The organism is Mycobacterium sp. D16Q16 (assembly GCF_002013745.1).
Classification (GTDB): Bacteria; Actinomycetota; Actinomycetes; order Mycobacteriales; family Mycobacteriaceae; genus Mycobacterium.
Genome location: NZ_MAEY01000009.1, coordinates 14,757 through 27,022 on the forward strand (window position 1 = coordinate 14,757; position 12,266 = coordinate 27,022).

Genomic DNA, 12,266 nt, shown 5'->3' on the forward strand with positions numbered 1-12,266 from the left:
GTCGGTGACCAGGCTGGTTCGGCTCTGCACGGTGATGTGTTAGCTGGATTGTCCGGGACTTGGAGATGAAGGGCATCAGGTCGTGACCTCGACAATGCGACGAACTCCACTACGACGTGGTTACAGCTTGTTCGTATTACTCGCACTGATATGTGCGCTGTGCGCACCTGCTGCCTCGGCCGACGCCGTGCATATCAGCCCGGAGAACGAACGCCGACTCCAAGGGCTGCTCGCTGAGCGCAACCGCCTTGCGGCCCAGAATCCCGCGGGGCTGAGTGCCGCGGTGTCGGCCCTTTTTCTGCATGTGCCGTACGGCGCCGACACCCTGATCGGATCAGCCTCCGTCCCTGAGCAGTTGGTCGTAGAACTCACTCGCGTGGACTGCTTCACATATGCCGACTATGTCGAAGCACTGAAGCGGTCCGGTAACAGCGCCGATTTCATCGCCCAGCTGACGCAGATCCGTTATCGCGGAGGCGATGTCAGCTTCGCGCAGCGCCGTCACTTCTTCACCGATTGGGCTGCCGATGCGCCCGTTAACGCCACCGATGTGACGGCAAGCCTCGGGGCGCCTGCGGAGCAAGTCGCCAAGACGCTCAACCTGAAGGATTCCGGCGGCAGTTATCTACCGGGGCTTCCGCCACGGCCGCGCACGGTCGCCTACTTGCCGAGTGCCCGTGTGTCCGATGGTGTCATCGCCAATCTTCACGACGGTGACTACCTCGGTGCCTACGCGACGGCCGGCGGGCTCGACGTCACGCATGTAGGAATCTTCCTGCACACACCGGGTGGGCCGGTATTGCGCAACGCCTCGTCCTTGCGGGCCAACAACCAAGTCGTCGATACGCCGCTGCGGGAGTATCTGGGTACGGTCCCGGGAATTGTTGTGCTGCGGCCGACTCGATGAGGTGTGCACCGGCGCTCGCCCCTGACTAAGGAGTGGGGCTCAGGGAATCGGCCGACGTCTGTACTCCAGAGATCCCGCGAGCGGCGTTGGCCGGGGCCGGTGCTGCGGGGTTCAGGGTGTCCGCCGATACGGATACTCCCGAGCGTCCTGGAGGTAGCAGCGGAACTCCGATCGCCGCAGGGTATCCCGGTGGCCCGTACTGCAACGCCCCGATCACTGGTGGGGGTGGGGGCGTTATCGGGCCGGGGTCGGCGTGTGCGGTGCCCGAACCCGTGAACGACAGCAATGCGGTGACCACGAGCAAGGTGGCACTGCCATGCCGGGGAATTGTGTTGAACAGAAACATCTATCGCTCCTAGTTCAGGACGTAGGGGTCGCCGTAGACGGACAGTTGTGTTTGTTGAACCGCACTCGCGACCGCGAACGTCGCATAGGAGCGCACTGTCACTGGCCCGCCGCAGGCATCCACTTTCAGGTGGACGTCTTGCATATCCAGTCGCCCTACACCTGCCGTCACCGGCATGGTGCCCATCGCGACGGTGGTGATCACGCCTGGCTGCAGGTCGGTCTGCACAAAGCCGCCGATCGCCCCCGTGCCGCCCACCTGCACTCCCGGCTGGCCGCTGATGGTGGCCCCGACCGATCCCGCCAACTGCCCCGTGCCGCCAATCTGAAGACCCTGTGACACGTCGATCTGGCAGCCGACTTGGTAACCCGCGACGAAGTTGGCCGCGGTGACGGGATTGCTGCCATGGCCGCCGATGTTCGCCTGCGCGGACAGTGTCATGAACGCCTCGCGAGAGTTCTGCGCACCGGCAAGGTTCGCGACCGCGTTGATCACCTCGCCCGAGAGAGCAACTGACAGGTTCCAGCCGTCGAAGGTTGTCCGCTGGCTGGATTGCGGGGCCATCTCGACAGGCGCGGCCCAGCCGGATGCCGATGTCGCGAGGGCGCACCCGATCGCCACCGCGGTCGCCCCGGCGATCCAACCGGAGCGCTTCGATCCATCCATGATGGCTACCTTTCATCAAATCGTTTGATTAAGACTAACGATTTGATTAAAGCAGATGATCAAGATTGATGTACTGTTGGGCCATGACCGAGTTCCCGCCGGAGGATCACCCCAGGCCAGCGGGGTTGTTCGGCCCACTGTTCGAGATCCTTCTGCGTCGTATGCATGTCGAAGTGGCTGCCGTACTGGGTGAGCACGCACTGCGGCTACTGCATATGGGTGTGCTCAACGTCTTGGACGCGGCCGGTAAGCAGTCGCAGGCGGACCTCGCCGACGCCTTGCGGGTAGACAAGACCACGATGGTCGGGCTTCTGAACGATCTGGAAGCTGTTGGCTTCATCGAGCGGCAGCGGTCCCCGGAGGACCGCCGCCGCCACGATGTGGTCATGACTCCGCTCGGAAAGCGCCGGTACGCCGAGATAGTCGAGGCGCTCAGGGGGGCAGAGGCCCGGGTGCTATCCGCCTTGAGTCCAACGCAGCGATGTGAACTGTTCGTCCTGCTCGAAAAGGCTTTCCTGGCGGAGTCCGGGGACGCCGGGGTCGACGGGGATTGATCAGGTGAGGCCGGTGACGAACCGGATTCTGCCCTGCACCGTGATGTGGTAGCTGATTCGGTGGATCACCGCGTCGCTGTCGCGGACGGCCAAATCTACGAGCAGGCCGTCGAACAGACTTTGGAGCGTCTGCCCGGCTTGCAGTCCGATGCCGGTCCGTGTCCGGAAACGCCAACGGTCGACGGCGAATCCCGCGTCTATCGCCTGATGCCGATCGAAGATCGAACTCAGGGTCGCGAAGGGAATGGCGCTGTCCACCTGGAACCATGGGAAGGCCCCTGCCGGAATGGGGATGTTGTGCCGCGTCGTGATCGCCTTGAACGCATCGCTCATGTTCGGGGAGATCAACGCTTGGTTCCGCGACCAGTCGACGCTGCTTTGTCCGGGCATGTTGACGATGGCCACGCCGTTTGTCTGGAAGACGAAGCGCTGATCGGCGATCGAGGCCGGCTGTTGTTCGTTGACCGCCAGCGCCGCCGGAGTAAAGAAGTGCGACTGACTTTCGAAGTTCGGAATGAGGACCATGGTGCACACGCCTTCCGTCACTGGATGAATGTCCTTCCAGCGCAGGGCCGTTGCTGCAGATCTGGTCTCGTTTCCGGCCGAACGTTGGTGATGCGACGGTATGGACTCAGGGAGGCTGTGGGCGCGAGTAGTGCACTACCCGATTTCGGCTTGTGGTGTCAGCGTGCGGCCCACGTTTTCGCGCGATCCAGCTCGTCGAGGCCGAACAACGCGATCTCACCGGGAACCATCCACGCGAGCGCGTGCAAGGTGTGCGCTACCCATTCCTTGTCGGTCACCACCGCGATCTTCTTGAAGGCCGAATGATGCTGGAAAAGCATCCCGAAGCCCAGCTTCAGGTCTTCGGCGAGCCCACCGGGGCCAAAGCCTTCGTAGTCGCTCGCGATGACCTCAACGATCCGTAGCTCGTCGGATGTCAGTGATTGTTCGATAGTCGGTGCGAACTCGCGTAGCTCGCCGCCGGCCAACTTGCCGGAGACGCGGAATCCGACTACGCCCTCGGGCATATCGGTCAATGTTTCGATCACCGTTCCATCGTGCCAATCTTTGAGAGCCACGCAAGGGCCGTCGGTAACGGGTCAGTAATCCCAGGTGGCCGGTATGCAGCGGAACGCGTCGCCCGCAGTGGCCACATGACACACGGATGGGAAGGGCAGATGGGTGGCCACCATCGCCTCGCCGGTCGATGCCAGCTCCCGCAAGAGGTGCACTCGCACCCGGGCGGCCTCCTCGGGATCATGCTCAAAGCCGTTGTGCCACTCCGGGTTATCGAACCCGGGTGCAAACACGGCATCTCCCGCGAACGTCAGCTTATGCCCGCGTGACTCCAGACGGACCAGGCTGTGCCCGGGGGTGTGACCACCAGTGCGGGAGATGAGCACTCCCGGGGCCACCTCGTGCTCCGTCTCAAACGTCTGCAGCTGGCCGTGATAGCGGTCCAAGAACTGCGTGGCGACCCTGCGCAACACGTCCGGAATCGGCTCCGGCATGGTGACGCGCGAGAAATCGGGTGCCACCCAGAACTCGGCTTCTGCGGTCGCCGCGTGGACCCGTAGGTTCGGACGCAGCCGTTGCTTCAGACCCTCTGTGAGCAGCCCACCGACGTGGTCCATGTGCATATGGGTGAGCACCACGTCAGTCACGGACGCCAGATCGACGCCGGCGGCCTCCAATCGCGCGACCGTCTGCCCCGCTCGCGGGAAGTCCGGGAATTCGAGACCCAGCCCGGCGTCGACGAGAATGGTCTGGTCGCCGCTACGCACCATGACAACATTGAGTGGCCAGTCCACGACCTCGGGCGGCAGGAACATGCCATCGAGCCAGCCTGCCAGCTCGGCCGGGTCGGCATTGGTGGCCAATGTCGAGGCGGTAATCGGCAGCACTCCATCGCTGATCACCAGCACCTCGATATCGCCGACGTCTACCGCGTACCGCGAGGGAACCAACTCGTCCACCCCGAGGCCGCCGAGGTGTGTGGTGTTGTCCAAGGTCATGTCTTCTCCTGCTGGCTGTGTGGGCTGGGTTCCGATCAAGATCAGCTTTGCGGCCCGGACGTCGATGCGAACCCTTGGAAGTCCGTAGTCCGTGATCGGCCCCTACGACAGCTGCTTCCGTCAGGGCACGGGCGTGCGCCTGAACCGAGCCTTAAGTGCCATCGCATGTTTTTCGACGGCGAACCAGCTCAGCGCCGCCAGCGGCAGAGTCACCGCAGTGGCAATCAAGAAGAACAGGAATGGCGGTAGCACTGCGAGTCCCGCGACGGCCAACAGCTGCTGGATGGGAAAGGCGTAGATGTAGACGCCGTAGGACAGGTCGTTACGTAGGTTGAGCCTTCTGTCGTGAATGAGGGCGCCGGAGGCGATCACCACGTATGCCAGCGGCAGCGCGCCAATGACTCGATAGTTGTGGGTCAGCCCGGAGAGTGCAAGAACGCCAACACATATCGCGACGAGAGGCCATCGGGCGGGGAGGACGTCTCGATACTGGTACAACAGTGCCCCTGCCGCGAACATCAGCGCAAACCGTGCCACCATCTGCGGAATGGTCTCCATCGCGAAGACCGGGTACGACAGATATGCTGCGGCGCAGAGGAACAACATAAACGCGGCGGGAATGACCCAGCGCCGCTTGAGCATCCCCAGCACTCCCAAGACGGCTACCGCTATGTAGCAGACGAATTCGAAGATGAGTGTCCAGATAGACCCGTTCCAAATGCCCGGCCACGGGATGTCGCGTGGTGTTCCATCGATACCGCCGTAGAACACATTCAGTACGGCGTTGTTGAGGAAGTACTCAAGCGGTTTAAGGGAACCCATCAATCTCGCTGCGGAGCCGCCCTGGATGGCGACGCTCATGGGCGCGATGATGAACGCGGTAATCGCCAGGCATACCCACAATCCGGGGAAGATACGCAACGCGCGGGCGACGAAGTAGTCACGCGGACTGGGATGTCGCATCCAGCTCGCGGTGATGAGGAACCCCGACAACGCAAAAAAGCCGTCGACTCCTACCTGCGCGAGCAGCCCTTCGTACGCGGGGAAGGGCAGTCGGTGTCCCGTCAGCGGCCAGGAATGCCACAAGATGACAGTCGTCGCCAACGCGAGTCGCCACGCGTTGAGCGCGTTCTGTCGAGGATCGAATGCTTGTCCGAGAGTCATGAGACCCCCTGCGTAGACCTAGCTGCTTACCCAGAAGAGTGGCGTTATCGAACTATGTGGTGGATGCTCGCGCCCGTTGTGGTGGCCCGGACCCGTCGTGATCTAGCGTCTGGCGTGGATCGCTACGAATCTTCCTGGCGGACCGGCATACCAACCTGGTGCAGCCATGTAGGCCCCCTCGTGATCGTGATGAGCGCACCATACGCCCAATCAAGATCACGGATGTCGATTTCGGGGCCAGATAATTGGAAAATGCCCATTTTTGATCCGAATAGTCGATATGGGCGAGAATTTGTTCGATGAGACAGGTACAGGTCCCCGACGCACTGTTGGCGGCAGCGACGAAAGCGCGCACCGTCACGGTGCTCACCGGCGCAGGCATGTCCGCGGAGAGTGGGTTGCCGACGTTCCGCGATGCCCAGACAGGACTGTGGTCGAAGTACGACCCGATGACTCTGGCAACGCCGGAAGCGTGGAACGAGGACGCCGGGCTGGTATGGGCGTGGTACCAGAATCGGCGTATTCAGCTGATGGCGGTGCAGCCCAACGACGGTCACCGCGCGCTGGCGCAGTGGGGATCTCATCGCGACGTCCGGATCGTCACCCAGAACGTCGATGACCTTCACGAGCGCGCGGGCAGCGCGGAGGTCACCCACGTTCACGGCAGCCTGCTCAAATCACATTGCGACATCTGCCTGACCGGTTTCGACGTGAGCATCGCTGCTCCCGAATCCGAGCGAGTAGCACCACCCGAGTGTGACTGCGGCGGAAAAGTCCGGCCGAGCATCGTGTGGTTCGGTGAGATGCTGCCGGAGGTCGAGTTCGGCCATGCCGTCGCGCATGCGCAGAACTGTGAATTGATGCTGCTCATCGGGACCTCCGGCATCGTGTATCCGGCGGCTGGGCTGCCGCAGCTGGCGCTGAGTCGCGGGGCGACGGTTGTCGAGATCAACCCACAGGAGACCGACCTGTCCGACCGTGCGGATCTCGTCTGGCGGGCCACGGCTGCCACTGCGCTGCCGGCTCTGGTGGAGGCGCTTTCGTTGTAGCGGACGGGCTGAGTACCGTTGGGCTGTATGGGAAACACGCGAAGCATCGGCATCCCTCGGGTAGGTGTGGGGCACTGGACCAATGAGGCGGCCGAGACCGGCTGTACCGTCATATCCCTGCCGCCGGGTACGTGCGCGTCCTGTGAGGTGCGCGGCGGTGCGCCCGCCTCCCGCGAGCTGGCCGCGTTGGCTCCCGACAAGTCGGTCGTCGCGATCGACGCGGTGGTACTGACGGGCGGTTCCGCCTTCGGGCTCGCGGCCGCCGACGGCGCCATGCGGTTCTTCGAGGAGTCGGGCAGGGGAGTGCCGACACCCGGCGGGCTTGTCCCGGTGATCCCCACGCTCGCGTTGTTCGATCTGGCGGTTGGAGCGTCATCCGTTCGGCCGTCCGCGGACGACGGATACGCGGCGGCACGAAACTCGGTCGAGGGGCAGCACTTCCAGGTCGGGCGGGTCGGCGCGGGTACCGGTGCCTACACCTCGCACTGGCGCGGCCCAGACGGGCGCCGGCATGGCGGCATCCGGTACGCGGAGGTTGCCGCACAGGGGGTGATCGTCGGCGCGCTGGTGGCCGTGAACGCCTACGGTGACATCGACCTGGGTGGGCAGGACGTATCGCTGGATCCGGTGGCCGCCCTGTCCGAGGTTTTCGGGTTTGGCGACTCACGTCAGCACACCACAATTGGCGTGGTCATCACCAACGCCCAGCTCGACAAGGTGAGCTGCCATATCGTCAGCCAGGGCGCACACGACGGGCTATCGCGTGCGATCACGCCGCCGCACACGCGATTTGACGGTGACGCCTTCGTGGTCGCCGCGACCGGGCAGGTGCCGGCCCATGTCGATGTGGTGCGGTTGATGGCCCTCGACGCAGTGGCGCGCGCGATTCGTTCGGGCTAAACGCGCACATAGGTGCCCGGCTACGAGCGACAGGCCGAAGCTTCGAGGCAAGCTTGTCGCTCATAGTCGGGCATTAGCCGGTGGTCTACCGCAGTCGCGCCCCAGACCTCCGCGCGCCCAAGCTCGCCCTTGCATGGGTTACGTTATTTCAGATAACGTAACTGCCGAGGCGGTGATTCGGCTCAACGTCGCGATGAATGGAGCAGTCAATGAATGACATCCGATTCGACGGGCGGGTGGCGATCGTGACCGGTGCGGGCGGCGGGCTCGGGCGCGAATACGCGCTGCTGCTGGCGGGCCGGGGGGCCAAGGTCGTGGTCAACGACATCGGAACGCCCGACGAGCTTCTCGGCACGGGTAACTCTGATACCCCTGCCAGTTCGGTGGTCGCCGAGATTCACGCGCTTGGCGGTGAAGCGATCGCGGACACGAACACCGTCGCCACAGGAGATGGTGGACGCGCCATCGTGGGTACCGCGCTGGACGCGTGGGGGCGAGTCGACATCGTCATCAATAACGCGGGAATCATTGGGCCCATCAAGACATTCGCCGAGCTCACCGACGAGGACGTCGACACCGTGCTCGGCGTTCAGCTGCTTGGACCGTTCAACGTGTTGCGTCCGGCGTGGAAGGCGATGGTCGCTCAGGGATACGGACGGATCCTGAACATCTCCTCCGGCAGCATGTTCGGGCAGGGCGAGGCCTGCACCTATCCCACCGCCAAGGCCGGAATGGTTGGTATGACTACCAATCTCGGGCTGGCAGGACCGGCGTACGGCATCAAGGTGAACGCACTGCTTCCGGTCGGATTCACGCGGATGGTGGAGAACATGCCCGAACCGGCGCTCAGCTGGCTTCGCGAGACGTTTCCCGCAGGAGCCGTCGCACCGGTCGCGGTCTTTCTGGTGTCCGAAGATGTGCCCTGTTCCGGTATTAGCTTCAGTGCCGGCGGCGGGAGATTCGCGCGGGTCTTCCTCGGTGAAGCGCAGGGGGTTACCTCAGCGCAGCTCACCATCGAAAAGGTGCGCGACACATTCAAGGCGGCGATGGAAACGGATGGAGCCGTCACCATCGCCAACGTCGGTGACGAACTCGCGCTCTATGCGGCAAACCTTTCCGCGACGTAACACCTCACGCGGGGTAGGAGGGCAGGACCTTCTCCCAACTTTCGATCTCACCACGTACTGCCCGGAAGATGGGATGGGGGCACAGCCTCGACGGGTTGTCGACCGCGAGGAAGGACGGATCACGTTGCGTCAGTTTGATATCCAGAAGCCATCGTTCGTAGTCCAGCTGTCCGCGATGAACATTGATCAACGGTTCGAGCGCGGCGGCGGGCACACCGATCAATTCCCGGTTAAACCGATAACCGCGCCGGTCGGCCTCATCGACGAGGCCGACCAGGTATGCGCCGATTCCGTCGAGCGGCTGTTCCAGCGATCTGAACCGGTGCAGCTGCGGGTGGTTACGGTATCCGCGCGTGCGTCCTTGCAACACCTTTTGGGCCAGGAGTGTTTCCCGCCAGCACGCGACCAGCCCCTTGGCATCGAGGTTGCATGGATGGAGAGACCACAGTCGCATGCCTTCTCTGTACCCGAAGACGGCTGGGCGGGCCACACAGTATTGAGGTGGCGGTTCTACAGATTCACCAACTCGCGCGACCGTCGCCACAGCTCTTCTTGTGTCTGCTGGTTCGAACGGATCCGGACGGCGGGCAGCACGCCGAGGCCGGGGGTCGATGTGAAGAACTTTCCGCTGACCGTCGCGAGGTCATCATCGAGCACCAACCGGATGCCCATCCGGGCTCCCTGATCGGGGCGGCGCACGAACGGTGTACGGGAGGCCAGGCTTGCCGCCGTAGTGAGGATGCGACTGTCCCGAACCAGGCCGCTCGAGACCATGCCCGGGCAAAAGCAATTGGCCGTCACGCCGGTGCCCTCCAGCCGCCGCGCGAGTTCCTGGGTGAACAAGATATTCATCAGCTTGGACTGCCCGTACCGGACCTCGGAGCCGACCGCGTGGTAGCGGCGTGGCTCTGCGAATCGGTCCAGGTCGATGCGTGGCCACGATCGGTGCGCCTCGGACGCGGTGATGACAATGCGCGCCTGACCTGTGGCGATGATTGGCTCGAGCAGCAGGTTGGTCAACAGAAACGGCCCAAGGTGGTTGGTTGCCGTCATCAGGTCAAAGCCGTCCACGCTGGGCTTGCCCGATAGGGAGTGCATGCCGGCGTTGTTCACCAGCGTGTTGATTCGGGGGTGTGTCTCGGCGATTTCGCGGGCTGCCGCGCGCACCGAATCGAGGTCGGCAAGATCGGCCTGGATGTACTCCGGCGCCGTGATCGCGCCGTTCTCGGCCGCCAGTTCACGGACGGTTTGGGCGGCCTTGTCGGGGTCTCTGGCAAGGAGCGTCAGCAGCGCACCGCGCCGCACCAGTGCACGGGCAATCTCCTTCCCAATCCCATTGGTCGCACCGGTGATGACGATCCGCGAACCGGCGATGGGGCGATCTGGATACGTGCTCATGACCCTCCTCATTGAGTGAACTCATCACATTCAGATACATGCAGCATGCGAATGCTGTGAGCATTACAACTGGGTGCTGCCATGTCAAGGGCGCCGATGGACCCACGGGGGAGCTACTCGCGCGGGCCCGGGACTCCGTCAGTAGCTCGCCGTGAGGGGTCGAATGGTCAGACAACAGACCGCCGGGCAATGCATGTCATTCTCGCGCCCGCCAGGGGCGGCGAGGGAGGCAACACGTGAATAGTGTTGCCGTGCGTTAGATTCCGAAGGTCAGAGTGATCTTGGCGCCCGGCTCAAGGTGAGCTCCGGCCGCGGGATCTTGCGTGACGATCCGGGATTTCTGATTGGCGTCGTTGACCGGAACCTCTTTGGTCGCGACGCTCACTCTGCCCAACTTGCGCAAAATCGGGTTCACGTCGGTCCACTGCAACCCGACCAGCTGGGGCATGATGCCCGGTTGAATCGATGGGGCGGTGGTACTCGATGGTCCTTCCTGAGTGGCGGGTGTCGAGCATCCTGCGAGCAGCCCCCCGGCGATGCAGATCGCGGCCACTATTCTCATCGAGCCCCTTCCCAATACTTCTGGCGCAGCAGTCCTTTGGCCAGCTTACCGGTGGGGGTGCGCGGAAGGGTATCGGTGAAGTCAAAGCTGCGGGGCACCTTGTATCGGGCGACGCGTTCGCGCAGGAACTCGGTGAGCTCGGCGGCGAGAGCGTCCTGATCTGCTGACGAGTCGGCGGGCTGTACGACAGCCTTGACCGATTCACCCATCTCGGCATCGGGCACCCCGATGACGGCGACATCCAACACCTCAGGGTGTAGTGCCAGGGAATTCTCGATCTCCTGGGGGTAGATGTTGACGCCCCCGGAGATGATCATGAACGCCTTGCGGTCGGTGAGATACAGGAATCCGTCCTCGTCGACGTACCCGATATCGCCCGTCGTCGTCCAGGTGCTGTGCTTGGGATGGCAAGCGCTACGGGTCTTTTCGTCGTCATTGTGATACGCGAACGGCAGCTCCTCGCGTTCGAAGTACACCAGCCCGGCCTCGCTGGTGGGCAGTTCGGCACCCTCTTCGTCGCAGATGTGCAGCACTCCGAGCGCGGGGCTGCCGACCGAACCCGGGCGTTTGAGCCAGTTCTCGCAGTCGATAAATGTGACGCCGTTGCCTTCGGTCGACGAGTAGTACTCGTAGAGGATCGGTCCCCACCAGTCGATCATCGAATGCTTGACCTCGACCGGGCATGGCGCGGCGGCGTGGATTGCGACCTTCAGGGTGGAGACGTCGTACTGATCACGGATTTCCTTGGGCAACTTAAGCATCCGCACGAACATCGTGGGCACCCACTGGCTGTGGGTGATGCGGTATCGCCCGATCGCGGCCAGGGCGGCCTCGGGATCGAAACGCTCCATCACCACCACGGTGCCGCCCATCGATTGCACGAAACCGGAGAAGCGCAGGGGGGCGGCGTGATACGCGGGAGCGGGGGACAGGTAGACCGTGTCGGTGTCGAAGCCGTACAGGTGTGCGAAGAGCATGGACAGCGGGCTGGGCTCGTCGACTTGCCGGTCCGTCAGCGGCATCTTGATTCCCTTAGGGCGCCCAGTGGTTCCCGAGGAATACAACATGTCCGATCCCGCGGGCTGGGAGGGCAACGGTTCGGGAGCGGCGCCGGCGAGGGCGTCTTCGTACGAGTCGTAGCCGGTCACTTCTCCGCCGAAAGCGAGACGCAGCCTCACTGCCGGGATATCCCCGAGAAGCGCTGCCGCCTGTTCCCGCACACCAGCGGAGGCGACGAGTGCTGTGGATCCGGAGTCGTTGATGATGTAGCTGATTTCCGCGGGGGCCAGATGATGATTCACCGCGGTGATGTAGAGGCCCGACCGCAGGGCCGCCCAATACACGACGAACACCTCGGGGACGTTGTCACTGAGCAGAGCGACATGATCGCCCGTGCGCAGCCCGCTGTCATACCAATGCCGGGCAAGCCGCCGGGACTGCTCGTCCAAGTCTCCGTAGGTGAGCGTGAGTCCGGAGCCTGCCATCACGACGGCGGGCTTGTCGGGGAACTGGGCGGCATGGGTACCTGGATACACGGACGAGGACCTTCCGACGGCGTTGTCTGCGGGCGTCGTC

The 12,266-nt window shown here is 63.4% G+C and carries 15 protein-coding genes; 5 read left to right on the top strand and 10 right to left on the bottom strand.

What is annotated here, in order from left to right:
* Positions 1-82 precede the first annotated feature (82 nt).
* On the top strand, positions 83-907 hold the full coding sequence (locus B4394_RS10445) for an N-acetylmuramoyl-L-alanine amidase-like domain-containing protein (protein WP_502688521.1): 825 nt from the start codon (positions 83-85) through the stop codon (positions 905-907).
* A 25-nt stretch (positions 908-932) separates the two neighbouring features.
* On the opposite strand, the gene B4394_RS25155 is transcribed toward B4394_RS10445, so the two are convergent.
* The gene (locus B4394_RS25155) at positions 933-1,253 is read right to left on the bottom strand and encodes a hypothetical protein (RefSeq protein WP_139360104.1); all 321 of its coding nucleotides are present in this window, start codon (positions 1,251-1,253) and stop codon (positions 933-935) included.
* Positions 1,254-1,262: 9 nt separating this feature from the next.
* The gene (locus B4394_RS10450) at positions 1,263-1,919 is read right to left on the bottom strand and encodes an MspA family porin (protein ID WP_078314975.1); all 657 of its coding nucleotides are present in this window, start codon (positions 1,917-1,919) and stop codon (positions 1,263-1,265) included.
* Between the two features lie 83 nt (positions 1,920-2,002).
* Here B4394_RS10450 and B4394_RS10455 point away from each other — a divergent pair, with 83 nt between their 5' ends.
* Complete coding sequence (locus B4394_RS10455; RefSeq protein WP_170914899.1) at positions 2,003-2,473, top strand: MarR family winged helix-turn-helix transcriptional regulator; 471 nt, start codon at positions 2,003-2,005, stop codon at positions 2,471-2,473.
* On the opposite strand, the gene B4394_RS10460 is transcribed toward B4394_RS10455, so the two are convergent.
* From B4394_RS10460 to B4394_RS10475, 4 genes are all read right to left on the bottom strand, one after another.
* Complete coding sequence (locus B4394_RS10460; protein ID WP_078314976.1) at positions 2,474-2,998, bottom strand: hypothetical protein; 525 nt, start codon at positions 2,996-2,998, stop codon at positions 2,474-2,476.
* Between the two features lie 158 nt (positions 2,999-3,156).
* Entirely contained in the window at positions 3,157-3,525 is a 369-nt protein-coding gene (locus B4394_RS10465) for a SpoIIAA family protein (RefSeq protein WP_078309008.1), read from the bottom strand.
* Positions 3,526-3,576: 51 nt separating this feature from the next.
* Positions 3,577-4,491: an MBL fold metallo-hydrolase gene (locus B4394_RS10470; protein WP_078314977.1), complete on the bottom strand. Its 915-nt coding sequence runs from the start codon at positions 4,489-4,491 to the stop codon at positions 3,577-3,579.
* A 120-nt stretch (positions 4,492-4,611) separates the two neighbouring features.
* Positions 4,612-5,655, bottom strand: a complete 1,044-nt coding sequence (locus B4394_RS10475; RefSeq protein WP_078314978.1) for an acyltransferase family protein — start codon at positions 5,653-5,655, stop codon at positions 4,612-4,614.
* Between the two features lie 299 nt (positions 5,656-5,954).
* Between B4394_RS10475 and B4394_RS10480 the strand changes: the two genes are divergently transcribed.
* The 3 genes from B4394_RS10480 to B4394_RS10490 all read left to right on the top strand — a co-directional run bounded on the left by B4394_RS10480 (position 5,955) and on the right by B4394_RS10490 (position 8,731).
* Complete coding sequence (locus B4394_RS10480; RefSeq protein ID WP_078314979.1) at positions 5,955-6,704, top strand: SIR2 family NAD-dependent protein deacylase; 750 nt, start codon at positions 5,955-5,957, stop codon at positions 6,702-6,704.
* Positions 6,705-6,731: 27 nt separating this feature from the next.
* The gene (locus tag B4394_RS10485; protein ID WP_078314980.1) at positions 6,732-7,604 is read left to right on the top strand and encodes a P1 family peptidase; all 873 of its coding nucleotides are present in this window, start codon (positions 6,732-6,734) and stop codon (positions 7,602-7,604) included.
* Positions 7,605-7,813: 209 nt separating this feature from the next.
* A complete protein-coding gene (locus B4394_RS10490; protein ID WP_078308815.1) occupies positions 7,814-8,731 on the top strand; it encodes an SDR family NAD(P)-dependent oxidoreductase in 918 nt (305 codons plus the stop codon).
* 4 nt (positions 8,732-8,735) lie between these two features.
* On the opposite strand, the gene B4394_RS10495 is transcribed toward B4394_RS10490, so the two are convergent.
* The 4 genes from B4394_RS10495 to B4394_RS10510 all read right to left on the bottom strand — a co-directional run bounded on the left by B4394_RS10495 (position 8,736) and on the right by B4394_RS10510 (position 12,226).
* On the bottom strand, positions 8,736-9,185 hold the full coding sequence (locus B4394_RS10495) for a pyrimidine dimer DNA glycosylase/endonuclease V (protein ID WP_078308816.1): 450 nt from the start codon (positions 9,183-9,185) through the stop codon (positions 8,736-8,738).
* A gap of 56 nt (positions 9,186-9,241) precedes the next feature.
* Positions 9,242-10,129 (bottom strand): SDR family NAD(P)-dependent oxidoreductase, encoded by an 888-nt coding sequence (locus B4394_RS10500; RefSeq protein WP_078308817.1) that lies wholly within the window; start codon positions 10,127-10,129, stop codon positions 9,242-9,244.
* A 256-nt stretch (positions 10,130-10,385) separates the two neighbouring features.
* Positions 10,386-10,577, bottom strand: a complete 192-nt coding sequence (locus B4394_RS25370) for a PASTA domain-containing protein (RefSeq protein WP_078309009.1) — start codon at positions 10,575-10,577, stop codon at positions 10,386-10,388.
* A 110-nt stretch (positions 10,578-10,687) separates the two neighbouring features.
* Positions 10,688-12,226, bottom strand: a complete 1,539-nt coding sequence (locus tag B4394_RS10510; protein WP_078314981.1) for an acyl-CoA synthetase — start codon at positions 12,224-12,226, stop codon at positions 10,688-10,690.
* Positions 12,227-12,266: the final 40 nt, after the last annotated feature.